Raw genomic sequence first — 23,712 nt, forward strand, 5'->3', positions numbered from 1 at the left:
CGGCTTACCGCTTTTCGGCCTGATCGCGCAGCCAGTCGGCTAGTGATGCGCGATGCTTGCCGGCCCTGCCGGTGAAGGCCTCGGCGGACAGCATGGAGTTCAGCACCGCCTCTTGCGTGGCGTCCGCCGCCGCCTGGAAAAGCATGTCGATGCGCGCTTCGTTGAGCGCGAGCAGCGGCACCAGATCGCGGGTCTCATCGTGGTCGACCAGATTGCCGGTGCTGAAGGCGATGGCGATGTCGCCGCTGCCATGGCCCCAGAAGGAACCGAGCCTGGCGATGCCGGCTCCGGCGCGGCGTGCCACCCTCTCGAGTTGACGGTGTTCCAGCGGAACATCGGTCGCCAGCACGACCATGATCGAGCCGCGTTCGGCCTCGGCCGGCCGCCTCGGGTCGGGCCGACGCCCATCGGGCAGCACGAGGTCGCCGGCCCTGCCGAAGTTCGACAGGACGAGGACGCCCAGGTGATGGCCGCCGCCAAGCGCGATCGTTCTCGACGCCGAGCCGATGCCGCCCTTGAAGCCGAAGCAGCTCATTCCCGTTCCGGCGCCGACATTGCCCTGTTCGACCGGTCCCTCCTGCGGGTCCGCCAGCGCAGCAAGCGCGTGCTCTTCGGTCACCGCCAGCGCCTGGATGTCGTTCAGCGGGCCGTCATTGCACTCGCCGACCACCGGATTGACGGTTCCGGTGGTGCGGCCGATATCCGGATTCTGGCGGACGGCGTCGCGAATCAGCGTCGTGGCGCAGGTTCCGACCGAGAGCGTGTTGGTCAGGAGAATCGGCGTTTCCAAGGTGCCGAGTTCCTGGACCTGCGCCAGGCCGACGGTCTTGCCGAAGCCGTTGATGACATGGCTCGCCGCGGCCACCTTCTTGCGGAACAGATTCCCGCTATGCGGCAGGATGGCCGTCACGCCGGTGTTGATGTCGCCGTCACGCAGCGTGCAGTGGCCGACGCGTATGCCGGGCACGTCGGTGATCGCATTGTGCGTGCCCGTCGGCAAGCTGCCGCAGGTCAGGCCGAAATCGCTGGCTCTTCCCATCTCTGCTCCGGTTTCACAAACGGTTCGTGCCGTCATGCGGGCCGGCACGGCGCGGATGACACGCGGCCAGGGTCGCGTCGGTTCTGATCTACTCGGCCGCCGCTGGCAATGGCGGCCTGACATCGCTTCGGCGTTCCCAAGCATGCGAGGCAATAGCGACGATGATAGCGACCAGCATGGCAAAAGCGCCGAGCAATGGCAGGCTGCGATAGCCATAGCCGGCATTGAGCATGGCGGCGCCCAGCGATGCGGCCAGCGCGATGCCGATATTGAAGCCGGACGGGATGAGCGAGGCGGCGAGACCGGCTGCGTCGGCCGTCCAGGCCAGGATGCGGGTCTGGATCGGCGTGCCGATGGCGAAGTTGAGTCCGCCCCAGATGACGATCGCCACGATCATCGGCAAGGGGTAGGGGCTGACGGCGTAGATCACCGCCAGCGTCACCGCCTGCAGGAAGAGCATGGCGATCAGCGAGGGCATCAGCTTCCAGTCGGAAAGCTTGCCGCCAAGGAAGACGCCCAGCGTGGCGCCGACACCGTTGAGCAGCAGCACCCAGGGCACTAGGTTCTCGTCGAGGCCGGTGACCTCCAGCAGGGTCGGCGTGATGTAGGTGAACAGGCCGAACTGGCCGATCATCAGCATCAACATCAGGATCAGCGAGGTCCAGACCTGTTGGCGCGCCAGCACGCGGACCTCGCTGGCGAGATCGGCGGGCTTAGCCTGATATCCGGCGGCGCGCGGCAAAAGGGCGGCCATGGCAAGGGCCGCCGCCACGCCCAGCCCGCCCATCACCCAGAAGGTGGCGCGCCAGCCCCAGATATTGCCGATCGCCGTGCCGGCCGGCACGCCGATGACGTTGGAAACGGTGAGGCCCGAGAGGATGACGGCAACGGCCATGCCGCGCTGGTCCTCGCGCACCAGGCCGACCGCGACCACCATGGCGACGCCGAAATAGGCGCCATGCGCGACAGCGACGGCAATACGCAGGAGCAGCATCGAGGTGAAGTCGGGCGCCAGCGCGCAGGCCGCCTGGCCTATGGTGAAGGCAATGGCGAGGCCGAGCAGCAGGGTCTTGCGCGACAGCGACTTGGTGGCGAGCGCCAGCAACGGCCCGCCAATGGCGATGCCGCAGGCATAGCCGGAAACGAGATAGCCGGCGGAGGGGACCGAAACGCCGAGGCCCTGCGCCACCTGCGGCAGCACGCCGGCGATGACGAACTCGGTGGTGCCGAAGGCGAAGGCGGCGATGAACAGGGCAATCAGCGGAAGCGACATGGCCGGAAATGGGATCCTCGAATGCAGGCCTCAAACCACGGATGGGCGTTGCCGGCAATCCAGAATTTTTTGTCGCCGGTTTAGCTTTTCTTGACCGGTTCCGTTGTGTCGGCCAGTGGCGTGGCAACCGGGCGGGGCGGTGCCGGCCGGCAGCGGACGGGCCGCTATGTCGCGTTCCTGCGCCCGTAGGGAATCTTCAGCCACGCTCGCTCGTGAAAATAATAGAGCAGCGATTTGGTGAAGACCTCTGTTACGCCTATGGCGGCCGCGAGCTTGACGCTTCCGGTCACCACCAACGAGATGATTATCGTGTCGACGGTGCCGGTCACGCGCCAGGAAAGCGCCTTGGCGAAACTGCGCGAATGGGTATCCATCGATTTCCTCCCGGTGGCATCAGATGCTTAGCCGACGGATGGCAGGATGAGCAAAGACTAATTTTGCCGTTGAAGCCGGGATGACGCAACCTTGTTCCAAGTTGATGCCTTTGCGACAAAAGCTTGCGCCTCAGCTCGCCTTCAACCTCGACCCGGTGAGCAGGCCGCGCTCTTCGAGGACGGGATAGGCCATCGATGCCAGCAGCGAGTTGATCTGCTTGAGATCGCGGATGGTGTCGAGGTGGATCGAGCTGGTTTCGACGCTTTTGGCGGTGCCTTCGCGCAGCCGCAGGAAATGGCTGGCGCTGGTTTCCTTCTCGCGGTCGCGCAGCTGGTCCTTCTCCAGCACCAGCTGACGGGCCGTTTCGGGGTCGCGCGAGACCAGAACGTTGAAGGCGAGCCGCGCATTGGCCAGCACCGAGCTGTGGAAGGCGCACAATTCGCTCCAGCCTTCGTCGGTGAATTCCAGCCCGCGATCGAACTTCTTCTTCACATGCACCAGCATGTTGCGCACGATGATGTCGCCGACCTGCTCGAGCTTGACGCAGGCGCCAATCAGCTCCTGGCAGCGCAGCGACTCGTCCTCGGTCAGCGGTTTCTTGGTGACCTTGGCGAGGTAGAGTTTTATGGCCGCGTGCTTGCGGTCGACGCGGTCGTCGAGGGCGGCAAGCGCCTTGATCTTGTCGGTGTCGGCGTCCTCATAGAGCTCGATGATGCGTTTCAGCATGATCTCGACCGTCTCGCATACCCGCACCACCTCGCGGGTGGCGTTGGCCAGCGCCTGGCTCGGCACCTCGAGCGCGCTCTCGTTGAGCGCCGAGAGTTCGATGACGTCGAGCGAGGCCGCCGGCGCCGGCTTGGCGCCGAGCGCCACGATCTTCTCGGAAGCGCGGTAGACCAAGCTGGCCAGCGGCAGGCCGGCGAGCAGGATGATGACGTTGAACAGGATATGGGCGTTGACGATCTGGTCGGCCGCCATGGTGCCGAGAAAGCCGACATGCGGCCTGAAGATCATGAACAGCACCAGCATGACCAGCGACCCAAGCCCGCGCATCAGGAGATTGCCGATCGGCACGACGCGTACGGCGGGGCTGGCCGAGCGGGTCAGCATCGGCGCGATGATCGAGGAACCGAGATTGACGCCGAGGATGAGGACGATGCCGAGCTCGGGCGTGATCAGGCCGCGGCCAGCCAGCGTCGCCATCAACAGGACTGCCGCGATGCTCGACTGGAACAGCCAGGTGATCAGCGCCGCCAGCAGATAGGCGGTGATGGAATCGCTGGAGAAGTAGTTGATGATGACCGGCATGAGCTGGCTGTTGCGCAACGGCTCCGAGGCCTGGCCGATCATTTCCAGCGACAGGATCAAAAGGCCGATGCCGACCAGGATGCGGCCGGTCTGGCGCCAGTCGCGCCGCTCGGTGGCCATGAACATCACCGTGCCGGTGATCAGGCAGAGCGGCACCAGCAAGGTGAGATCGAACGTCAGAAGCTTGACCACCAGCGCCGAGCCGATCTCGGCGCCGCGCACCGCCAATTGGCCTGCGGCGCCGGAGACGATGCCTGAACCGGCGAAGGAGCCGACCACCAGAGTGACCGCGGTGGAACTCTGCAGCGCGATCGCCAGGCCCGTTCCGGCCAGCACGGCCATGAGCGGGTTGCGCATGGTGGCGCGCAGGCGATGGCGCAGCACATCACCATAGGCGCGTTCGACGCCGGTCTTCACCATGCGGGTGGCAAACAGCATCAGCGCCACGGCGCCGGCCAGATGCAGCAGGACGACGGAGCCGCTCATTGCGATGCCTACATGCGGACAGGGCGCGCGGTGCGGACGACGCGGCGATCGGGCGGAGAAGTGGGAGTACGAATCATGTTCATGGCAGCCGTGAATAATAGCCGGGATACTTTAGCCGGATAATAAAATTTCGATTTCAAGGGCTGTCGCGGCGCGACAGGCCGTGTCGGGAAATGGACGGGGTGCGCAAGGTTGCATGCCGGTCCACGGCATCAGCCGGGTTTGCCGGGCTTCTGGCTGTTGCCTTTGCGATAATGTTCAACTCGCCGGCGTAAATGAAGGAATTCATTACGCAATTGTAATGGAGGCGTTCAGTTTCAGTTCATCCGCTGGCGGCTACTCCTCGGGCATCCGACAACCAAGGAGACTTCTTATGAAACGCATTATCCTTTCCGGCCTCGCCTTCTCGATGCTGGCCGCTACGTCGCTCACCGGCCAGGCGGCGCCGATGAACGCACCGGTCGCGCCGCAGTCGACCTACACAAAGGCCGATTGGCAGAAGCCCGGCAGGCATGTCGAGAAGCGTGTCGTGAAGAAGAAGGTCGTCGTGAAGCGCAACCATTGGCGCAATGGCCAGAAATATTCCAGTTGGAAGCGCCACCAGCCGATCCGCGACTATGGCCGCTATGGCCTGCGTCGTCCCGGCCGCGGCCAGGAATGGATCCGCGTCGGCAATGACTACGTGCTCGTCGGCATTCTCTCCGGCGTGATCTTCGGCGCCATCGCCGCTCAGTAGGCTCCAGCTCCACGGCAGCTTGCCGGATGTGACAAGAAGGCGGTTCGCAATGGCCGCCTTCTTTTTGGCGTTCATGCCCTTTGCGACCCGTCTCCATGGGCCGAACTGCTTGCACAAAATATCACAATATGCGATATTTTTGAGGTGAAGCGGGTCATTCTTCTCCCTCTGGCCGCCAAGGCGCTGCGGAAGCATCGGGCGGATGCCGAGAGGATCCTGTCGAAGATCGAAACCTATGCCCACGACGCGAGCACGCTTGCAAACAGTGTCAAGGCTCTGCAGGGATCGACCGCTCTGCGTTTGAGGGTCGGTGACTATCGGGTCATTTTCGAGGAGACAGACCAGGAGATCATCGTCACCAAGATTGGGCCACGCGGATCTGTTTATGATTGAAGGGATGCGAGGATGAACAACATTGCCTATGTCACGACGCCCGGTGGCGAGGAATTGGCCATCCTGCCGCGCAGCGAGCTTGAGGCGTTGCGGGAATCATTGGACCACGCACAGGCGTTGGGTAGCTTTCGCGCAGGCCAGATACCAGGTTTGACCGCGGATGAAGCGCGGGCTCTGGTGGCGGCGACTTCTCCGCTTGCCTTCTGGCGCAAATATCGCAAGCAGACCCAGGCCGTTCTCGCGACTTCTGTCGGTGTCACTCAGAACTATCTTTCGGACATCGAGAACGGAAAACGTGGCGGCGACGTCGCGCTTTGGCTGCGACTGGCCCGAGCACTTGAAGTGCCGGTGGAAAGTTTGGTCGACGAAGGCGATTGATCGGCAATCGCCGCAATTGCCATCTCTTAGCCTGTTAGAAGACCTGGCCTGTGGAAACCGGGTATGGCGCCTATTGGGGGTCGTCGGATTCCGCGGGCATGATTATATGGTGGGGAAACGAGTTTCCTGATGCGCTTTCCGCCCGCCTTCCTCGACGAGATACGCGACCGCGTGTCGATTTCTCAGGTCATCGGCCAGCGCGTCGCGTGGGATCGCAAGAAGACCAATGCGTCGCGCGGCGACTACTGGGCCTGTTGTCCGTTTCATGGCGAGAAGAGCCCATCCTTCCACTGCGAGGACAAGAAGGGGCGCTATCACTGTTTCGGCTGCTCGGCCTCGGGCGACCATTTCAAGTTCCTCACCGAACTCGAAGGATTGAGCTTTCCCGAGGCGGTCGAGAAGATCGCCGACATGGCCGGCGTGCCGATGCCGGTCCGCGACGCGCAGGAGGAGCGGCGCGAGAAGGAACGCGCCAGTCTGACGGATGTCATGGAAATGGCGACGGCTTTCTTCCAGGAGCGGCTGCAAGGACCGGAAGGCGCCAAAGCCCGCGCCTATCTGCGCGACCGCGGTCTGACGCCGGCGACCCAGCATTCGTTCCGGCTCGGCTTCGCGCCGGACAGCCGCAATGCGCTGAAGGAGCATCTGGCGGCAAAGGGCGTGCCGAAGGCCGATATCGAGGCCTGCGGGCTGGTGCGGCACGGCGACGACATCCCGGTGTCCTATGACTGGTTCCGCGACCGCATCATGTTTCCGATTTCGGATTCGCGCGGCAAGATCATCGCCTTTGGCGGCCGTGCGCTGGCGCCCGATGCGCCGGCCAAATACATGAACTCGCCCGACACCGAGCTCTTCCACAAGGGCAATGTGCTCTACAATTTCGCCCGCGCCCGCAAGGCGCTGGCCAAGGGCGGCACGGTCATCGCGGTCGAAGGCTATATGGACGTGATCGCGCTGGCGCAGGCCGGTTTCGAGAATGTGGTCGCGCCGCTCGGCACCGCGCTCACCGAGAACCAGCTCGAACTTCTGTGGCGCATGGCCAGCGAACCGGTTCTGTGTTTCGACGGCGACAAGGCCGGGCTGAAAGCGGCGTGGCGGGCCGCCGATCTCGCGCTGCCATCGGTGCAGGCGGGGCGCTCGGCGCGCTTTGCGCTGCTGCCGGAAGGCAAGGACCCCGACGATCTGGTCAAGGCCGAAGGGCCGGACGCCTTCCGCGCCGTGCTTGCCGAGGCGCGGCCGCTGGTCGACCTGTTGTGGATGCGCGAGACGGCGGGCGGCGTCTTCGACACGCCGGAGCGACGAGCGGAACTTGAAAAGACGCTGCGCGAGCTGACCAGTCGCATCCGCGACGAAAGCCTGCGCTACCACTACCAACAGGAGATGCGCGAGCGGGTGCTGAGCTTCTTCGGCTCCCAGCGCGGTTCCCGCCAGGGCCGCGACAACAGCGGCCGGCCAGGAGCGCGCGGCCAGGGCAAGGCGGCCGCGCCCGGCGGACAGTTCGCCAAGGGCGGCGGCCGCATCGCCATCACCGAAAGTCTCGGCCAGTCGGCGCTGGTCAAGCGCGGCGAGGGGATGTCGGTGCGCGAGGCGACGATCATCGTGGCGCTGGTCAACCATCCGGCGCTGATCGACGAGAATTTCGCGCATGTCGAGTTTCTCGATCTCGCCAATTCCGACCTGAACCGGCTGCACGCGGCCATCCTCGACGCGATGGCGCATGACATGGCCAATGACCGCCACGCCGTGGTGGCGACGATCGAGCGCGCCGGCTGCGCCGAGATATGGGAACGCGCCGTAAGCCTGATCCGGCGAGCGCGGCAATGGCCGGCGCTGGAGACGGCGGCGCTCGAGGATGCCCGCGACGCTCTGAACCAGGCACTGCACTTGCAGCGTAGCGCGCGCACCTTACATAAGGAGCTGAAACAGGCGGAAGCGGCTCTCGAAGCGGATCCTTCGGACGAAAACTTCCGCCATCTGATCGAAATTCAGGCGCAATTTCAGGATGTACAAGCGACGGAAGCGCTGATCGAAGGGTTCGGCGTATCGTCGGGCAGGGCCGGGCGAGCCTAAGTGCAAGCGGGTACAGAATGAGGTGTGGCCGGGCTTCCCAAGGAAGCCGGGCGCGCTAAGTCGGGTAATTGATTCGCTTTTTTCATGCGAATCATGCCAGAGCCGCTTGACCTTCCGGCAGAATGGCGGAATCAGGACGATTCGAAACGTTAACCCGCACCCGTGTCGACGGGAAGTGCAGCGATAAGAGGTCCTGGTCACTGGACAGGCAGACAGCCTGCCACAGATATCAGGGTTAATCTGGACTTAATGCATGTCGCCCAAAAGTGGAAACCGGTTTTGGGGCGACGACATGCACCAAAAAAAAGAGTGGATGCAGTTCGTGGCCGGGTGAAGCGCGTTTAGAAAAACGAGCATATCCAATTTGACTGGTCCGACAGCTTACGTGGCCCGATGCCCGGCCGCTAGGAGAAGATAAAGACTATGGCGACAAAAGAAAAGGAAGAGGTCGAGACCGAACGCGAAGGCGCCACCGATGGGCCTCTGCTCGACCTTTCCGATGATGCTGTCAAGAAGATGATCAAGGCCGCCAAGAAGCGCGGCTATGTGACGATGGACGAGCTGAATTCGGTGCTGCCTTCCGAAGAAGTGACCTCCGAACAGATCGAGGACACGATGGCGATGCTGTCCGACATGGGCATCAATGTCGTCGAGGATGACGAGCAGGGCGAGGAGGCCGAGGCCGGCGACACCGCGGCGGATGCCGAGGAAGACGCCAACGAGCTGGCCGAGCAGACCGGCACCGCGGTAGCCGCTACCACCACCAAGAAAGAACCGACCGACCGTACCGACGATCCGGTTCGTATGTACCTGCGCGAGATGGGCTCGGTCGAGCTTCTGTCGCGCGAGGGCGAAATCGCGATCGCCAAGCGCATCGAGGCCGGCCGCGAGACGATGATCGCGGGCCTGTGCGAGAGCCCGCTGACCTTCCAGGCGATTATCATCTGGCGCGACGAGCTCAACGAATCCAAGATCCTGCTGCGCGAGATCATCGATCTTGAAGCCACCTATGCCGGCCCCGAGGCCAAGCAGGCGCCGGTGGTCGAGCGCGTCGAGGAAGCGCCCAAGGCTGACGAGAAGCCGCGCCGCGGGCGCGACGATGAAGACGACATCACCAATGTCGGTGTCGACACGCGCGGCATCGGGGACGACGACGAGGAAGACGAGGACGAGGCCAGCCTGTCGCTGGCGGCGATGGAAGCCGAATTGCGTCCGCAGGTGATGGAGACGCTCGACGTCATTGCCGACACCTACAAGAAGCTGCGCAAGCTGCAGGACCAGCAGGTCGAGAACCGTCTGGCCGCCGCCGGCACGCTGTCGCCCAGCCAGGACCGCCGACTGAAGGAACTGAAGGACCAGCTGATCAAAGCGGTGAAGTCGCTGTCGCTCAACACGGCGCGCATCGAGGCGCTGGTCGAGCAGCTCTACGACATCAACAAGCGCCTGGTGCAGAACGAGGGCAAGCTGCTGCGCCTCGCCGAAAGCTATGGCGTGCGCCGCGAGGAGTTCCTGAAGGAATATCAGGGCTCGGAGCTCGATCCCAACTGGACGCGCTCGATCGCCAATCTGACCTCGCGCGGCTGGAAGGAATTCACCAAGAACGAGAAGGACGCGATCAAGGACCTGCGCGCCGAGATCCAGCATCTGGCCACCGAAACGGCGATCTCGATCCTGGAATTCCGCAAGATCGTGAACCAGGTGCAGAAGGGCGAACGCGAAGCCGCGATCGCCAAGAAGGAAATGGTCGAGGCCAATCTGCGCCTCGTCATCTCCATCGCCAAGAAGTACACCAATCGCGGCCTGCAGTTCCTCGATCTGATCCAGGAAGGCAATATCGGCCTGATGAAGGCGGTCGACAAATTCGAATACCGCCGCGGCTACAAGTTCTCGACCTACGCGACATGGTGGATCCGGCAGGCGATCACGCGTTCGATCGCCGACCAGGCGCGCACCATCCGCATTCCGGTGCACATGATCGAGACGATCAACAAGATCGTGCGCACCTCGCGCCAGATGCTGCACGAGATCGGCCGCGAGCCGACGCCGGAGGAACTGGCCGAGAAGCTCGCCATGCCGCTGGAAAAAGTGCGCAAGGTGCTGAAGATTGCCAAGGAGCCGATCTCGCTCGAAACGCCGGTCGGCGACGAGGAGGATTCGCACCTCGGCGACTTCATCGAGGACAAGATGGCGATCCTGCCGATCGACGCGGCGATCCAGGCCAATCTGCGCGAGACCACCACGCGCGTTCTGGCGTCTCTGACGCCGCGCGAGGAGCGCGTGCTGCGCATGCGCTTCGGCATCGGCATGAACACCGACCACACGCTGGAAGAAGTCGGCCAGCAGTTCTCGGTCACCCGCGAGCGTATCCGCCAGATCGAAGCCAAGGCGCTGCGCAAGCTCAAGCACCCGAGCCGGAGCCGCAAGCTCAGAAGCTTCCTCGACAGCTGAGGAGGGTTCTGTCTGTCACGAAAATCAAGGGCGCCAACTGGTGCCCTTTTTTTCGTTTCAAGCGGGTTTGCTTCTACAGGGGCACGTTCAGCCGCGTCCCCTTGACGACGATGCCGCCCCGGTCGCCGATCTTGATTGAGCCATAACGCTGCCTGAAGCAATCGGGCAGCGGGCGGTCGCCGGGCACTGACAGCCACAGGCGCAGCATATGGCGCCGCTTGTCCGGATCCGGCCAATCCCGAAAACCCATGCGGTCATGAAGCAGCGAATGATTGTAGACGAACTGCATGTCGCCGGGCCGGAGCCGCATCGACAGGTTCATCTTCGGCTCATTGGCAAGGCTGTCGAAGAGATCCAATGCTTCGACATGCGCAGCACTCAGCCGCATGGCATCCGGGAAGCGCTGCGCGCTGTCGATGTACTGGCGCTGATAGATTCCGGTCAGCAGCCCCGCATGCCAGTTGAGGACCGGGATTTCGAAGTAGGGCTTTTGCCCTTCCGGTATCTCGCCGCGCCGGTCGGTGGCAATCGGATCAAACAGCAGCCGGGCCAGATCAGGTCGCCTTTTGCGCATCTCGTTGTAGATCGTCACCGTGCTTACCAGCAGGGACTCGCCGCCTTGCATGGCATCTTGCAGGCAGAGCAGGCCGACGACATCGGCGGAGTCGGTGTGGAACGTCTGGCGCTCCGAGGTCTGGTAGATGCGTGTCGTGGCGTCCTTCGCGTCGGCGCCTATGTCGCGGACATGACCGAGTATATGGCCCTGGGCGTTCTGGGACCGAGCGCTTCCCAGATGGGCGCCAACTCCGCAGAAGATCGTTGCCGCCATTTGCGCGGAGTATCCTTCGACCGGGAGACCGCGAAGCACCTCGAACCCTATGCCGGCGATCAGTTTTTCGCGAAGGGCGGCAAGATGGCCAGCAAGCCGGGGCAAGGGGAAATCAGCCTTGGTCAGACCGCCTATATCGTGCGAACCGGCAAGAAAGCCGGTTGCGGCGGCTTCCAGCTCCGCGACGTCCTTCGGGTCCAGTTCGACCAGCCATCGTTCAGGATGCTTCGCCATGTCCTCGCCGGTCCACGCGGCGGGAATTTCGATCCGTTCCGGCGGCAGGTCTGTTGTTTCGCGCATGAAGCTCTCCTGCGGCTGGACTGGGCCTCGGATGTTGGCCGGTGTTTGCCGTGTCCGACGGCCACGGCGGAGACTGCCGCAATCAGGCGGGTTTTTAAACCGGCTTTGCCTGATCGCCGCCGACTGATTTGTGGCCGTCGCCATGCCAGCGCCCGCGTGTCGGTTGGCACGAGGACTCGGCAATACGGTGCCGGCGCGGTAGTGCTTGCGGGACGCTGGCAGCGGGAGGATAATCTGGTGACGGATGCATTTTCTGGGCGTCAACCCCGGAAGCCCGCCCCGGTCGAGGCCGTCCTTTTTTAGCGGTCTCAATGCCGTGCTCCGTGGCCCGGAGAGAGGTGTGCCATGACGACTTACATCGTGCTGATGAACTGGACCGAGCAGGGCGCGAAAAATGTGCGCGACTCGCCCAAGCGGCTGGACGCCGCCAAGAAGCAGCTCGGCGAGATGGGTGGATCGTTCAAGTCGTTCTACCTGACCATGGGCGAATTCGACATGGTGTCGGTGGTCGAAGCGCCTGATGATGCGGTGCTCGCCCGTTTCGCGCTGATGCTGGGCTCGGGCGGCAGCGTCAAGACGCGCACGCTCAAGGCCTTCCCGGAATTTGCTTACCGCGAGATCATCTCCTCGCTCGGATGAATCCATCGGCAGGTTCTCGAAGTCGATGGTCATTGGCGACGCCTTGCCGCAAGACAAGGCGCTTCGCCGTGACAGGGTGCGGCCGAGGGGGGATCGCGATGAAGATATCGGCTGCCGGCCTGGCCGCATTGTCCTTAGTGCCGATCGACGTCGGCGCTGCCGTGCAAAAGCCGGTCGGCATGGCCAATCCGGCATCCGTCCATTGCGGCGGGGTCGGCGGGCGCCTGGCGATGAGGAAGGATAGGGCCGGCAATGAATATGGATTTTGCCGCCTGCCCAACGGACGCCTGTGTGGGGAGCGGGCGCTGTTTCGCGACAACAAACGCGTCGGGCCGAAGACGGCGATGCGCGGCAAGTGAGCCCTGACAGGATTACGCCTTTGCTGACTGTCTGGTACAACACACATTGTCCGGTCTGCGATGCGGGCATCGGCAGACAGAAGCGGCGGCTGATCGAAGCGGTCAAGGCCGGACGGATCGAGTTTCGCGACATCAACCTCGAGCCGGCGGCGCTTGCCGGACATGGCGCCTCGCTGGAGGACATCCGCCGGCGGCTGCATGCCACCGATGCGCAAGGCCGGTTGCTGGTCGGCGCCGACGTTGCGATTGCAGTGTGGGCGATGACACCTGGCGAGGGCTGGCTGGCGGGATTGTTTGGCAATCCGATCGCCTTGCCGCTGACCCGTCTTGCCTATGATCGCTTCGCCGACCTGCTCTATGCCTGGAACCGGCGCAAGGGGCGGTGGTAGCGCCCTGCTGTGAAATCGGGTGAAATCAATGATGGCGGTGCGGACGCATCTGGTTCGGGATGACGCGTTCAAACAGTCCGCCCGCCTCTATCCATGCCCGGGTCGATTTTTCGGCGTCGTCGATCAGCGCGCCAGTGCGGGTGAAATCGTAGGGCGAGCCCACCAGCGGGCAGAGCGAGGGGACAATCGCGTAGTCGATCTCGGCCGGCATGGTGTCGAGTTCGCGCACCAATTGCCGGGCGATCAACAGTGTCAAGGCATGCAGGCCGTTGGCAACCGCGCCTTGCGGCGGCGCGCGCAGATTGCAGGCGAAGCCGGTTGGCAGCACGATCAGCCGGCGCGCGCCGAGGCTGATCGCAACACCGACCGGTGTATTCGAGGTCACCGCGCCGTCGATCAAGAACCGCTCGCCGACTCGCACCGGCGCGAACGCAACCGGAATGGCGCTTGAGGCGGCGATCGCCTCGGCCGCGTTGCCTTTCGAGATCACCACCGCGTCACCGGAGAAGAGATCCGTCGCGATGATGTGGATCGGGATCGGCGCCTCCTCGAGGTCGCGATAGGGCAGGTTGCGCTCGATCAGATTGCGGATGCCGTGCGAGGCGGACAGAAAATCGCGCCGGGCCGCAAAGCCCAGCATCGACCGCCAACTGACGGGAAACACGTCGTTGCGGGTGATGCCCCGCCACAGGGCCTCCAGCCGCGCGACGGTCTCCATTGTGCCGGCGGCGGCGTAGTAGGCGCCGTTGATGGCGCCGACGCTGGAGCCGACGACGAAATCGGCGGTCACGCCGGCGGCGACCAGCGCCTTCAGCATGCCGACCTGTACCGCGCCGAAACTGCCGCCGCCCGCGAGCACCAGCGCGACCTTGTCTGTTCCTGATGGCATGGCACGACCTCGTTGCATTGCCCGCCCAAGGGTTCGCCGGTGTCGGATCGTTTGTTTCTTGGAATTCTCCCCATGCCAGCACGTCTTCGTGAAGCGCCGCTCGCGCCGGAAGCCAATTGGCCGCCAGCACCAGACGAGTGAACCGGCCGCTACGAGGCCCGCAGCAAAAGCTCCTCTGCCGCGGCATTCAGATATATCGTAAGATATATCTTGACTTGGCGCAGGTGTGCGCCTAATTAAGATATATCGCAAGATAGAACTCAAGGAGCAATCAATGCACAAAGATTTCGGGCGCGGCCATTTCAGCGAGCGCATGTTCATGCACATGGCCGGCAAGTTCGGCGGCCGCGGCGGCGGTTTCGGTTCGTTCGGAGGCCGGGGCGGCGGCGGACGCGGCCCGGGCGACATATTCCGCGCCGGGCGCATGCTGGCTGATGGCGATCTCAAGCTGATCACGCTGTCGCTGCTGGCCGAGGCGCCGCGCCATGGCTACGACATCATCAAGGCGCTGGAAGAGCGCACCAGCGGCATCTACAGCCCGAGTCCGGGCGTGGTCTACCCGACGCTGACCTTCCTGGAAGAGGCCGGCTATGCCGTGTCGTCAAGCGAAGGCAACAAGAAGGTGTTCTCCATCACCGAGGCCGGGCAGGCGCATCTCGCCGACAATCGCGAGATGATCGACAGCGTGCTCGAACACCTCGAACGCTTCGGCCGCAAGATGGCCAAGGCCCGGGAATGGTTCGGCTGGAATGACGATAGCGAGGATCGTCGCGGGGGCCGGGGCGGGCGTGGCGACCGTTCGGAGGCGCGCGACGAGTTCCGCGCTATCCGCCACCGGCTGCGCGCCGCGCTGAGCGACATCGTCGATGCCCCGGCCGAAAAGCAGGCCGAGGCCATGAGCATCCTCGAAGCTGCGGCCGAGGCGCTGGAAGCGTTGTCGCGCAAGTAGGGCGAGGGTGCCTGGCATGCAAAGGCTTGGGTTCCTCTCCCCATGAAATGGGGAGAGGTGGCTCGGCGAAGCCGAGACGGAGAGGGGGATGGCGCGGCCCCTGGATGGATTCAGAGTGAAATCGCCAGCGCCGCAGCCCCTCTCCGACCGCTTCGCGGCCACCTCTCCCCCGCCTTGCGGGGGCGAGGAACCTACGTTCTGCTAAGCCGGCGCCAGTACCCCCACCCGGACCTGCGGTCCGACCTCCCCACAAGGGGGAGGTGGAAGCGGCGGATACCAAAAGCCGGGGAGGCCCGGGCTTTTCTGCGCCGGGGCATGCCGGCGTCATTCCTTGCCGACATATTCGCTGATCAGCTTTTCGTTGCGCGCCTTCTCGATCTTGGCAGTGGTCTCGGCCGAGATGCGCTCGTCGGTGCGATACTTCACAAGGTTCACAAGGCTGCCGGTGAGCAGCAGGATGCCCATGGCCCAGTAGCCCTTGGTCGACAGGTCGACGGGCGCCAGCCACAGCGACAGGCCGAGCATGAAATAGGCGGCGCCGACCGAGATGGTGTTGAACATGATGTAGGTCTGATTGGCGTTCATTGGAGTTCTCCGTTGATTTGACGAGAGTTGGGTTGATGGAAGTCAGGTCCGGGAAAGCGGTTTCAGTTGATGGTCTTCAGCCGTTCGAGCACGTCCTTGGCACGCACCTTCACCGCCGGGCCATGACCGGCATCGGCGAGGCGGTCGCGGATTGCCTCGTGACGCAATTCGCCGTCGATCTCGTCGAGGATACCGGCTTCCTCGAACGGGTCGCTGGCGCCCTTGATGCGAGCCAGAAGTTCCTCCGCTTCGTTAAGGTTTGCCGAATGGCCGATCGACCTGACGAGGCGTGACTGTGCCCTGCGCTCGGCATCGATGGCGCGGGCCTCGATCATGCCCTGGTTGAGGTCGATGATACGGCGATGCGCCCGCTCCACCGAAACGCGCATTCGCAAGGTCTTTTCGCCAAGGCTCTGCACGGTGGCGCGGCGGATTTCGCGTTCATTTTCCAGCTCGGCGATGGCCGCGGCAGCGCTTTCGGCCAATCCGGTGTTGCCGGCGGCCAGCGCGGTCAGCGTGCGGGTTTCCAGATCGGCGTGGCGGCGATCGAGCTGGTCGAGGCCGGCCTGCTCGGCGCGCTGGCGCACGATCAAGGTGGCAAGGGTCTGCTTGGCGGCGGCAAGTCCCGCCTCGGCGTCGCGGATGCGTTGCGCCAGAAGGTCGATGGCAAAGCGATCCTTCAGGCCGTCCTCGGCACGCGCGCTGGCGCCGTCGAGCAATGTTCTGATCAGGCTAAGCATGTTCTTCTCCCTTCGAAGTTTTGCGTGAACAATGTTCACAAAGCCAACATAGCAGGAAATGAACATTGTTCAAGTAGTTTTGAACGCTGTTCACGAAACGCAGGGTATGGTAAACGGAAGCAGGCTGGGTGGTTCGTAACAGCGTTCCGTCCGGCAAGGATGCGCATTCACAGGGAAAAGCATGGCACTGGACAAGGAAGAGACGGGCGAGCGGGTGCTGGCCATTGCCGAGACGCTCATCAACGAGGGCGGCAGGGACAATCTGAAGGCGAGGACCATCGCCGAGCAGGCGGGCATCTCGGTCGGTTCGGTCTACAATCTGTTTGCCGATCTCGAGGGGGTGCATCGTGCCGTCAACATGCGGCTGCTCGACCGCCTGGGCGCCGCGGGGGCGGCGGCGATGGCCGACCTCACCAAGCGCGGCATCACCGACGTGCGGCAGCGCCTGCTGGCATTGGCCGGGGCCTATATGCGCTTTGTCGAGGCGCATCCCGGCAGCTGGCCGGCGCTGCTCGCCTTCAACAGGCGCCGCCCGACGCTGGCTGAGCCGGATGCCTATGAAGCGCGGCTCGACCAGCTGTTCGACATCATCGCCGCTGTGCTTGCCGGTGGCGACTTCGGCCTCGATGACGATACGCGCCGGGTGGCGGCGCGCACATTGTGGTCAAGCGTGCACGGCATCGTCACCAGCGGCTACGCTGCGAGATCCGTGCGACGGCAGGCGGACGAGATCGAGCGGCAGGTGGAACTCCTGGTGACCGTCTTCATCAGGGGGCTGGAACGCGGCGGTACATTCGCGCATGCTGGGCCAACAGCGTCGTGAATCGCCAACAAGAAGCGGTTTGCAGGGGCGAACAAGGAGATTTGAGCCATGTCTTTTCTGAAGCGTCTTTTCGGCGGCGGCGGCGGTGAAGCGGCCGAGCCCAGAAGTGCCGCACCCGCCAAGCAGGTCGAGCACAAGGGTTTCCTGATCAGCGCCACGCCCTACAAGGCCGAGGGCCAGTACCAGACCTGCGGCGTCGTCTCCAAGGAGATCGACGGCATGATGAAGGAACACAAATTCATCCGCGCCGATCGCTTCGCCGGCCTCGACGACGCTGTCGACATCTCCATCAAGAAGGGCATCCAGCTGGTGGATGAACAGGGCGATCGGATGTTCGGGTAGGGATCCTCAAAGCCGGGGATCGATCGGCTCGCTCTCCAATGCCAGCACGGCGAAAACACATTCGTGAATCCTGCGAAGCGGCTCCCTGGCGACAAACCGTTTCAGCCCCTCGTGGCCGAGAGCGAACTCGTTGAGCGCCAGGCTGCGCTTGCCGTTCAGGCTCCGCTCCCGCAGGCGCGCAAGATTGTCCGGCGCGTCGTACTCGGCACCATAGATGATGCGCAGATATTCCCGGCCGCGCACCTTCAGCGCCGGCTGGATCAGCCCCTTTTTTCCCCGGCTGACGAAGTCGCATGGCTTGACCACCATGCCTTCGCCGCCAGAGCCGGTCAGCATTTCCCACCAGGCAATGGCCTCCGTGCACGCAGTGGTGTCAATCAGATCAACCGTGCGCCAGCGCGTTCGCGTGATCACGCTTTGATCGTTGGCCAAGCGGTCTGCCAGCTTCATGTGCCAAATGTGGTCGCGGTCGAACCAAACGCGCCCTTCGCTGGCGAGCAGGTGGAATGGCGCGACCCGCAGGTCATCCACTCCAGAAACCGGCCACGCATAGGGCGCCCAGGCGGTCGCGTATTTGGCCGCACGGCCAGCTCTGTCATCAAATCGCGCGCGAAGAGCTGTCACGTCGACGCCGCGTGCGGTTGCCCGAGCCAAAGCCTCGCGGCTTACCTGCAAACCGGCTGTGGACGCGGTCGCCACGGGCGCATACTGGCTCTCGATCAGACTGCTTGCCTTGGCCGACCAGGGCATGATTTCGGCGTCCAGCAGCAGCCAGTCGCTTTGCAATTCTTCCCACAGACCCGCTGCGCCGATGCTGGAACCAAGGCGGTCGAGGAGGGCTTCCATCATGGCGGCGTCACTGAAAAAGGCGCGCCCGGTCCGGGTCCAGATTGCGCCTCTTTCATCACTTGAGACGCCAAAGCGGCCACGCGCCGTCTCTGTATTGCGACACATCGCTATTATTGCCCGCGAACCCATGTGCTTTTCCTCGCACACGACCTGAGCGACGCCACGCTCGCGGAAGTACGCGAAAGCTTCTTCGGGGCGTTCGAGCCAATCGCTCTGGCTGCTTGTCTCGGGTGGCGACATGGTCGGCGGCAGGTAAACCAGCCATTGTGGCGCCAGCGCAAAGCGGCTCATCACCTCCAGCGCGGCCGACGCATTCTCCTCGGCCACCACAATCCGGCCTTTCAGCTCGGTTTCGATCCAACGGCGGCCAGAAACGTCCTGATAATCGAGCACACCGTCGGCATCGGCCTGGGCTGACTTGTCTGGACTTGACGCGCCTAGCGGGCGCACCGGTTCGGCCCAGGTTTGGATTGCTGGGACTTCGACAAGTTCGCGTTCCGGCCAGCGAAGGGCGGTCAGCTTGCCGCCGAACACGCAGCCGGTGTCGATGCATATCGTGTTGTTGACCCACTCGACCGACAGCATCGGCGTGTGCCCATAAACCACTGTCGTCTTGCCGCGATAGGCCGTGGCCCAGTCGGCGCGGACCGGCAGGCCAAATTCGTCGATTTCGCCTGTCGTCTCGCCATAGAGGGCGAATTCGCGCACGGCGCCCGAACCGCGTCCAATCATCTCTTCCTTGAGACCGGCATGGGCGACGGCCAAGCGTCCCCCGTCCAGCCACACATGGCTGCGCAGGCCGCCGAGGAAGGCCGGCAAAGCCTCTCGGAGGCCTCGATCCTGGGTGTCCAACTGGTCGATGGTTTCTTGAAGGCCGTGGCCAACGGTGACCTTGCGGCCTTCCAGCCAACGGCCAAGTTTGCGTTCATGATTGCCCTGGACACAGTAGGCGGTCCCGGCCGCGACCATGCTCATGGCAATCCGCAACACGTCGGGCGAGTTGGGACCGCGGTCGACAAGATCGCCGACAAACACGATCTTGCGACCCTGCGGCGGAGTGACGGTGACGTTTCTCTCGCCCCGATCCTGCGACCAGGCAAGACTGTATCCGAGTTGACCGAGCAAGGCTTGAAGTTCTTCGGCGCAACCATGCACATCGCCTATGAGGTCGAATGGGCCGGCGTCGTCGCGCTTGTCGGTCCACAGCGGTTGGCGCGACACCTTGGCGGCGTCGATGCTGGCCTCGCTGGCGAACGTCCATACCTGGCGAAACCCTTCTCGCTGTAAGCCGCCGAGACCCTTGCGGATTTCGTCCGTCATGCGGTGGGCGACGCTGGCCCCGAAGGGCCGGTCCGGCCGAGACGCGTTGCGCGCAACGCAGACGTCGACACCAGGGTCGATAACGACGGCGACCGGCAAGGCGTGCCACTTGCGCGCCAATTCGATCCACGCCTTGCGGTCAGCGGCGCGCACGTTGGTCGCGTCGATGACAGCCAGCTTGCGGTGCTTGAGCCGCTTGCCGACAATCTCGCGCATCAACTCGAACGCGTCCGTCGAAACGTCCTGATTGGTCTCGTCGTCGGAAACAAGGGCGCGGCAGCGGTCCGACGAGACGACCTCGGTCGGGAGAAAATGCTTGGCGGCAAAGCTCGTCTTGCCCGATCCGGTCGAGCCGATCAGCACGACGAGGGCGAAGTCCGGAATGCCGAGATCGGTCTTGTCGGGCGCTCTCATCGTGTGAACACCGCCATCTGCGTGGGAGAGCCGAGGACGGGGTCCTCGGCACCGATGCCGCTGATGGCGGCGGTGTAATCATACGCCTGGCCGATCTTGGCTGCCCAGGCCTGGAACTCGGCGCGGCCCCATTCGAACCGGTGATCCGGGTGGCGAAAGGCGCCGACTTCCAATTTGGGAAAGAGCGCGTTGTAATCTGCGTTTGGGGTAGTCACGATCACAGTCCTGGGCGCGGTCTCGCCAAAGACGATCCGCTCGATCAACGGCAATCTGTCCTCGTCGACATGCTCGATGACCTCGACCAATACGGCGACTTCGGCTTCGGCCCAGCGGCTGTCCCGGTAAGTCAGTGACCCGTGCAGCAGCGTCACCCGGCCTTCGGGCGGTCCGCCGAATTCGTTCAGTTTGAGACGCTTGGCGGCCCATTCCAGTTCGCGGACCGCGGGATCCAGTCCGAACAGCTTGTGGACCCATCGTTCTCGAACCAGCCGGTAAAGCAGCTTGCCCTCGCCGCATCCCAGATCCGCGATGACAGTTCCGCCGCTCGCCCTGATGGCGTCCACCACCGCATCCAGGCGCAGGTCGTTCAGCCGGACCGGCGCCTCGAGGGCCTCCTCGGGCGTGACGCGGGCTTCGGGGGGCAGCGCCTCGCTGGCCGTCTCGGGAGCCAATCGTTCGAGGGCGGCGCGGGTCAGCACTGCGCGGTTGCGCAGGTATCGGCGCACGATCAGGTTCTTGGCGGGATGGTTTTCCAGCCAGCCTTCGCCACTGGAAAGCAATTTGTCGACTTCAGCCTCGCCAACCCAATAATGCTTGGCGTCGTCCATCACCGGAATGAGAACATAGAGGTGGTTGAGCAGGTTGCCTAGCTTGGCTGAGCCAGACAATTTCAGGTGGCAGTAGCGTGAGCCGTTTGCATCAGAGCCGACATTTTCGATCGGTGTCAGATCGACGGTCCAGCCCAAAGGTTCGAACAGCTGCCGCACCAAATCCTCGCCGCCGCGCATCGGCAAAGGTGCGACAGCGGCCTCCAGCAGCAAGTCGCTGTCGGCCAGTTGCTGGCGCTCCTTCGATATGCCGGTCATTGCGGTCCGCAACGTCTTGTTGAGTGCCACGGACAGGAAGGACGACGCCGCATAAGGCCGGTCATTCACATACTGGTCCAGCAAGCCTTCCGCCCGACCCTTGCCCCGCACCAGCCCGATCGGATCGACATCCAGTAAAAGTACGGCCTCGCAACGCTCAACGCTTGCCTGCGGATAGAACAGCCATGCCTTGCCAAAAGACAGGTCGGTCTCATGCAGGCGATCGGGATGTTTATGCAGCAAGAAGCCGAGATCCGTGGCCGGACGATGGGTGGTGGCAATTGAAAGAAACATCCGCGAGCGATAACGCAGCCGCGTGGAATAACCAATGGTGCGGAAAAGCTATTTTCCAGATCCAGTTATCAAATGCGTAAAAGAGAATGCCTTGGCGTCAGTACAAGGGGTTAGTGCCTTTGCGGACAATAAAGCAGCTCGAGCACGAGGGTTTCACCATCGGCGGCACGCCCTACCAGGCCAACGGTCAGTACCAGACCTGCTCCTCAAACGAGATCGACGGTGTGGCTCGACGACGCCGTCGACAGCTCCATCAAGAAGGGTATCCAGCTGGTGGATGAACAGGGCGATCGGATGTTTGGGTAGGCGGGGCGGGCCGAGGCGACGATTGTCTATGCCGTGTCGGTAGGAGTCATTCTCGCACTTGCCTGGTGACGACCGGCTTGGCCCGAAAGCGGACTGCAGCTTCGGGCCACGCGGCGATCATTTGGCGCTCCACCATTTCCTAGTCGGCGTTCGGCATCGCCGGGTACGTCTTCAGGATTCCTGAGCTGTCGAACTCCTCGACGCCTCATTCAGCTCAGCGCGTGAACCTTGAGGTATTTGCCGGCACGGCAACCCCGCAGCGAAGCTCGGGCGCCAGCCGCAAGCCGCTGCCTTGGACCATGCGCCGGGATATCTCGTTCGAGGGCGCGACCATCTCGTAGACGGCATGCGCGCCGAGCTCGCCGAAGGCGTAATCGACGAGCAGCCCATTGAGCAGGCGGCCGAGGCCCTTGCCGCGCCAGGAGTCGGCAACGGCGAGCAAGCCGATCCAGACATGGTGCCGGAACGGGCTGTGCGTGTTGTGCGGGAAATAGGTGTGGCCGGTCGCGGCTATGGCCCCGCTCTCGTCGCCAAGCACGATCGTCTTCGCCTGGGGAGGCCGGGCCACGAATCCGCGGTTCCTGTTGTGGCAGACACATGCAGGGCTCGCGTTCTTACTCGGGGTCCATGTATCGCGACCCGTGCTCTGATCGCCAAGCTCCGCCACGAGGAGCCCACGGCCAGGAATCCGGGAGCGGGATCGTGCTGCATCAAGTTCAGCGCCAACAGGATCGCCCAGGTGGACGCGAGTTTCTTTCCGGTCCCAAACCGACCGGCGCCTTCTACGAACCGTCGGAAGCCTTGCGCGTCGACAAGGCCAATTCGAGCTCAGCCGCAAGGCCCCCTTTTGCGCGTGCTTCCTGTTATCCGCGCTTCTTGATGACGCCATACAGCACGTTGCGGTTCTCGCCAAAGTACACCTGCGCATCGACCGTGTTGCGGTCGACGCTGGCATTGATGATGTTCCACATATCGGTTTCCGTGCGCAGCAGCAGAACCCAGTCCATGAACGTCTCCCAATACCCCGCGCCGGAAGCGCCTTCGGCGTAGTTCGCGAACAGGAATGTCCCGTTCGGCTTCAGCATCTGCAGGCAGGTCTTGGTGAGCTTCACCGCGACGTTGTGCTGGAGATAGTCATAAAGGCCGGAGGCGTAGATGAAGTCGAACTTGCCCAACTTGTGGCCCCTGGTGAGCAGGGTTCGCACCGAACCGTCGATAGCCTCGACGGCGGTGCCCTGGAAGTCGCGCGCAATCAGTCCGACGCTCTGGGGGTCCTGATCGAGCGCGACCCAGCGCTTGAGGCGGCCTTCGGCCAGGGCAGCCGAGCGATTGGCCTCCCGCAAATGGCCGGCCGCGATCGCGAGAACCTCCGTTTGCGGCCCATTTTTGTCTGCAATCTCATCGACATAGCGCGTCAAAAGATCGCGCCGTTCCCGTGCTGCGATGGAGGAGGGCACGTCCTTGGTATGGTTGTAGAGTGCCTTGCCGATCTCCGAGGCGTTCGCCACGCTTTCGGCCACATGCGGATCGCAATAGATGTAGTCGAGCAACTGCGCGTCGCCTGAATAACCTCTGGGCTTGGTGAAGGACCAGCGCGTAAGCGGATCCTCGAGGAAATATTTCACGACTGGGTGGTTCTGCACCACCGGTATCAACGCTTGCCAAACGTCGCGATGAACCTTGGAGCGCGTCGCGCTGAGGTACGACGTCAGACGACGAATGATCTCGGCGGGGTCCTTGTGTTGTTCGATCTGCTGCTGTGTCGCGTGGAGTATGAGTGCAAGCTCGGCGCGAGCGGTTTCGAAAGCTTCGCCGTAATGCTCGATCTTTCCTCGAGGTAGCCCGTCGGCAATCAGCTCGGCAGTAATCAGGCTTTTGCCGTCAAAGACAGTTTGCACACGGATGCTCCATAGTTAACAGTTAGTTAACTTATTGCGTAGAATGCTCCATTTGCCAATGTCGGCTCGCGAGCATTCTATCGATATGATTAATTTCCCGCTAACCATGTCAATTCTTTGGGGTTTTTAAGGAGCGATTCCGGGTTCGAGTTAACGGAAACTTGTCCTGCATCATTGCATTTGACTGCGCGGGCAA

23 protein-coding genes are annotated in these 23,712 nt (G+C 63.2%); 11 read left to right on the plus strand and 12 right to left on the minus strand.

Going from position 1 to position 23,712, the window contains the following annotated elements:
• Positions 1-4: 4 nt before the first annotated feature.
• The 4 genes from FJ938_RS07020 to FJ938_RS07035 all read right to left on the minus strand — a co-directional run bounded on the left by FJ938_RS07020 (position 5) and on the right by FJ938_RS07035 (position 4,481).
• Positions 5-1,039 (minus strand): P1 family peptidase, encoded by a 1,035-nt coding sequence (locus FJ938_RS07020; protein WP_140692384.1) that lies wholly within the window; start codon positions 1,037-1,039, stop codon positions 5-7.
• Between the two features lie 88 nt (positions 1,040-1,127).
• Positions 1,128-2,312, minus strand: coding sequence for an MFS transporter (locus FJ938_RS07025; protein WP_140692387.1), 1,185 nt, complete (start codon positions 2,310-2,312; stop codon positions 1,128-1,130).
• Positions 2,313-2,476: 164 nt separating this feature from the next.
• Complete coding sequence (locus FJ938_RS07030) at positions 2,477-2,686, minus strand: DUF2061 domain-containing protein (protein WP_140611674.1); 210 nt, start codon at positions 2,684-2,686, stop codon at positions 2,477-2,479.
• A gap of 130 nt (positions 2,687-2,816) precedes the next feature.
• Positions 2,817-4,481 carry a Na/Pi cotransporter family protein gene (locus tag FJ938_RS07035; protein ID WP_140692390.1) on the minus strand — a complete coding sequence of 555 codons (1,665 nt, stop codon included), beginning with the start codon at positions 4,479-4,481 and terminating at the stop codon, positions 2,817-2,819.
• Between the two features lie 373 nt (positions 4,482-4,854).
• Here FJ938_RS07035 and FJ938_RS07040 point away from each other — a divergent pair, with 373 nt between their 5' ends.
• The 5 genes from FJ938_RS07040 to rpoD all read left to right on the plus strand — a co-directional run bounded on the left by FJ938_RS07040 (position 4,855) and on the right by rpoD (position 10,506).
• Positions 4,855-5,217 (plus strand): RcnB family protein, encoded by a 363-nt coding sequence (locus FJ938_RS07040; protein ID WP_140692393.1) that lies wholly within the window; start codon positions 4,855-4,857, stop codon positions 5,215-5,217.
• 144 nt (positions 5,218-5,361) lie between these two features.
• Positions 5,362-5,610 carry a type II toxin-antitoxin system RelE/ParE family toxin gene (locus FJ938_RS07045; protein ID WP_140611680.1) on the plus strand — a complete coding sequence of 83 codons (249 nt, stop codon included), beginning with the start codon at positions 5,362-5,364 and terminating at the stop codon, positions 5,608-5,610.
• Between the two features lie 12 nt (positions 5,611-5,622).
• Positions 5,623-5,988, plus strand: a complete 366-nt coding sequence (locus FJ938_RS07050) for a helix-turn-helix transcriptional regulator (protein WP_140611682.1) — start codon at positions 5,623-5,625, stop codon at positions 5,986-5,988.
• 129 nt (positions 5,989-6,117) lie between these two features.
• The gene (gene dnaG, locus FJ938_RS07055) at positions 6,118-8,058 is read left to right on the plus strand and encodes a DNA primase (RefSeq protein ID WP_140692395.1); all 1,941 of its coding nucleotides are present in this window, start codon (positions 6,118-6,120) and stop codon (positions 8,056-8,058) included.
• Positions 8,059-8,481: 423 nt separating this feature from the next.
• Positions 8,482-10,506: an RNA polymerase sigma factor RpoD gene (rpoD, locus tag FJ938_RS07060; RefSeq protein ID WP_140611686.1), complete on the plus strand. Its 2,025-nt coding sequence runs from the start codon at positions 8,482-8,484 to the stop codon at positions 10,504-10,506.
• A 73-nt stretch (positions 10,507-10,579) separates the two neighbouring features.
• Here rpoD and FJ938_RS07065 read toward each other — a convergent pair whose 3' ends face one another.
• Positions 10,580-11,635, minus strand: a complete 1,056-nt coding sequence (locus tag FJ938_RS07065; RefSeq protein WP_140692398.1) for a TauD/TfdA family dioxygenase — start codon at positions 11,633-11,635, stop codon at positions 10,580-10,582.
• A gap of 345 nt (positions 11,636-11,980) precedes the next feature.
• On the opposite strand from FJ938_RS07065, the gene FJ938_RS07070 reads away from it, so the two are divergent.
• The 3 genes from FJ938_RS07070 (at position 11,981) to FJ938_RS07080 (ending at position 13,022) form a co-directional block, all read left to right on the plus strand.
• Positions 11,981-12,274, plus strand: coding sequence for a GYD domain-containing protein (locus FJ938_RS07070; protein ID WP_140611690.1), 294 nt, complete (start codon positions 11,981-11,983; stop codon positions 12,272-12,274).
• 98 nt (positions 12,275-12,372) lie between these two features.
• A complete protein-coding gene (locus tag FJ938_RS07075) occupies positions 12,373-12,633 on the plus strand; it encodes a DUF333 domain-containing protein (RefSeq protein WP_140692401.1) in 261 nt (86 codons plus the stop codon).
• A gap of 20 nt (positions 12,634-12,653) precedes the next feature.
• On the plus strand, positions 12,654-13,022 hold the full coding sequence (locus FJ938_RS07080) for a DCC1-like thiol-disulfide oxidoreductase family protein (RefSeq protein ID WP_140692404.1): 369 nt from the start codon (positions 12,654-12,656) through the stop codon (positions 13,020-13,022).
• Positions 13,023-13,047: 25 nt separating this feature from the next.
• Here the strand turns inward: FJ938_RS07080 and FJ938_RS07085 are convergent, their stop codons facing one another.
• On the minus strand, positions 13,048-13,911 hold the full coding sequence (locus tag FJ938_RS07085; RefSeq protein ID WP_140611694.1) for a patatin-like phospholipase family protein: 864 nt from the start codon (positions 13,909-13,911) through the stop codon (positions 13,048-13,050).
• Positions 13,912-14,185: 274 nt separating this feature from the next.
• On the opposite strand from FJ938_RS07085, the gene FJ938_RS07090 reads away from it, so the two are divergent.
• On the plus strand, positions 14,186-14,860 hold the full coding sequence (locus FJ938_RS07090; protein ID WP_140692407.1) for a PadR family transcriptional regulator: 675 nt from the start codon (positions 14,186-14,188) through the stop codon (positions 14,858-14,860).
• A 324-nt stretch (positions 14,861-15,184) separates the two neighbouring features.
• On the opposite strand, the gene FJ938_RS07095 is transcribed toward FJ938_RS07090, so the two are convergent.
• Together FJ938_RS07095 and FJ938_RS07100 are read right to left on the minus strand one after the other, a co-directional pair.
• Positions 15,185-15,445, minus strand: a complete 261-nt coding sequence (locus FJ938_RS07095) for a YiaA/YiaB family inner membrane protein (RefSeq protein ID WP_023770145.1) — start codon at positions 15,443-15,445, stop codon at positions 15,185-15,187.
• A 62-nt stretch (positions 15,446-15,507) separates the two neighbouring features.
• Positions 15,508-16,185, minus strand: a complete 678-nt coding sequence (locus FJ938_RS07100) for a PspA/IM30 family protein (protein WP_140692410.1) — start codon at positions 16,183-16,185, stop codon at positions 15,508-15,510.
• Positions 16,186-16,366: 181 nt separating this feature from the next.
• Between FJ938_RS07100 and FJ938_RS07105 the strand changes: the two genes are divergently transcribed.
• Both FJ938_RS07105 and FJ938_RS07110 read left to right on the plus strand, forming a co-directional pair.
• Positions 16,367-17,008, plus strand: a complete 642-nt coding sequence (locus FJ938_RS07105) for a TetR/AcrR family transcriptional regulator (protein WP_140692413.1) — start codon at positions 16,367-16,369, stop codon at positions 17,006-17,008.
• A 48-nt stretch (positions 17,009-17,056) separates the two neighbouring features.
• Positions 17,057-17,350 (plus strand): HlyU family transcriptional regulator, encoded by a 294-nt coding sequence (locus FJ938_RS07110; RefSeq protein WP_140692415.1) that lies wholly within the window; start codon positions 17,057-17,059, stop codon positions 17,348-17,350.
• Positions 17,351-17,356: 6 nt separating this feature from the next.
• On the opposite strand, the gene FJ938_RS07115 is transcribed toward FJ938_RS07110, so the two are convergent.
• From FJ938_RS07115 to FJ938_RS07140, 4 genes are all read right to left on the minus strand, one after another.
• Positions 17,357-19,933, minus strand: coding sequence for a polynucleotide kinase-phosphatase (locus FJ938_RS07115; protein ID WP_140692417.1), 2,577 nt, complete (start codon positions 19,931-19,933; stop codon positions 17,357-17,359).
• Positions 19,930-21,312 (minus strand): 3' terminal RNA ribose 2'-O-methyltransferase Hen1, encoded by a 1,383-nt coding sequence (locus tag FJ938_RS07120; protein ID WP_140692420.1) that lies wholly within the window; start codon positions 21,310-21,312, stop codon positions 19,930-19,932. Before FJ938_RS07120 ends, FJ938_RS07115 begins: the two co-directional genes overlap by 4 nt.
• A 520-nt stretch (positions 21,313-21,832) precedes the next feature.
• On the minus strand, positions 21,833-22,186 hold the full coding sequence (locus FJ938_RS07130; protein WP_181165697.1) for a GNAT family N-acetyltransferase: 354 nt from the start codon (positions 22,184-22,186) through the stop codon (positions 21,833-21,835).
• A 295-nt stretch (positions 22,187-22,481) separates the two neighbouring features.
• Positions 22,482-23,516, minus strand: a complete 1,035-nt coding sequence (locus tag FJ938_RS07140) for a class I SAM-dependent methyltransferase (RefSeq protein ID WP_140611707.1) — start codon at positions 23,514-23,516, stop codon at positions 22,482-22,484.
• Between the last annotated feature and the right edge of the window lie 196 nt (positions 23,517-23,712).

It is taken from the genome of Mesorhizobium sp. B2-4-14 (assembly GCF_006442155.1).
GTDB lineage: Bacteria > Pseudomonadota > Alphaproteobacteria > Rhizobiales > Rhizobiaceae > Mesorhizobium.

Bases quoted from the DNA above. Each gene is read 5' to 3' on its own strand.
- FJ938_RS07020 (WP_140692384.1), bottom strand. From the start codon at position 1,039: ATGGGAAGAGCCAGCGATTTCGGCCTGACCTGCGGCAGCTTGCCGACG.
- FJ938_RS07025 (WP_140692387.1), bottom strand. From the start codon at position 2,312: ATGTCGCTTCCGCTGATTGCCCTGTTCATCGCCGCCTTCGCCTTCGGC.
- FJ938_RS07030 (WP_140611674.1), bottom strand. From the start codon at position 2,686: ATGGATACCCATTCGCGCAGTTTCGCCAAGGCGCTTTCCTGGCGCGTG.
- FJ938_RS07035 (WP_140692390.1), bottom strand. From the start codon at position 4,481: ATGAGCGGCTCCGTCGTCCTGCTGCATCTGGCCGGCGCCGTGGCGCTG.
- FJ938_RS07040 (WP_140692393.1), top strand. From the start codon at position 4,855: ATGAAACGCATTATCCTTTCCGGCCTCGCCTTCTCGATGCTGGCCGCT.
- FJ938_RS07050 (WP_140611682.1), top strand. From the start codon at position 5,623: ATGAACAACATTGCCTATGTCACGACGCCCGGTGGCGAGGAATTGGCC.
- dnaG (WP_140692395.1), top strand. From the start codon at position 6,118: ATGCGCTTTCCGCCCGCCTTCCTCGACGAGATACGCGACCGCGTGTCG.
- rpoD (WP_140611686.1), top strand. From the start codon at position 8,482: ATGGCGACAAAAGAAAAGGAAGAGGTCGAGACCGAACGCGAAGGCGCC.
- FJ938_RS07065 (WP_140692398.1), bottom strand. From the start codon at position 11,635: ATGCGCGAAACAACAGACCTGCCGCCGGAACGGATCGAAATTCCCGCC.
- FJ938_RS07070 (WP_140611690.1), top strand. From the start codon at position 11,981: ATGACGACTTACATCGTGCTGATGAACTGGACCGAGCAGGGCGCGAAA.
- FJ938_RS07075 (WP_140692401.1), top strand. From the start codon at position 12,373: ATGAAGATATCGGCTGCCGGCCTGGCCGCATTGTCCTTAGTGCCGATC.
- FJ938_RS07085 (WP_140611694.1), bottom strand. From the start codon at position 13,911: ATGCCATCAGGAACAGACAAGGTCGCGCTGGTGCTCGCGGGCGGCGGC.
- FJ938_RS07090 (WP_140692407.1), top strand. From the start codon at position 14,186: ATGCACAAAGATTTCGGGCGCGGCCATTTCAGCGAGCGCATGTTCATG.
- FJ938_RS07095 (WP_023770145.1), bottom strand. From the start codon at position 15,445: ATGAACGCCAATCAGACCTACATCATGTTCAACACCATCTCGGTCGGC.
- FJ938_RS07100 (WP_140692410.1), bottom strand. From the start codon at position 16,185: ATGCTTAGCCTGATCAGAACATTGCTCGACGGCGCCAGCGCGCGTGCC.
- FJ938_RS07105 (WP_140692413.1), top strand. From the start codon at position 16,367: ATGGCACTGGACAAGGAAGAGACGGGCGAGCGGGTGCTGGCCATTGCC.
- FJ938_RS07110 (WP_140692415.1), top strand. From the start codon at position 17,057: ATGTCTTTTCTGAAGCGTCTTTTCGGCGGCGGCGGCGGTGAAGCGGCC.
- FJ938_RS07115 (WP_140692417.1), bottom strand. From the start codon at position 19,933: ATGAGAGCGCCCGACAAGACCGATCTCGGCATTCCGGACTTCGCCCTC.
- FJ938_RS07120 (WP_140692420.1), bottom strand. From the start codon at position 21,312: ATGTTTCTTTCAATTGCCACCACCCATCGTCCGGCCACGGATCTCGGC.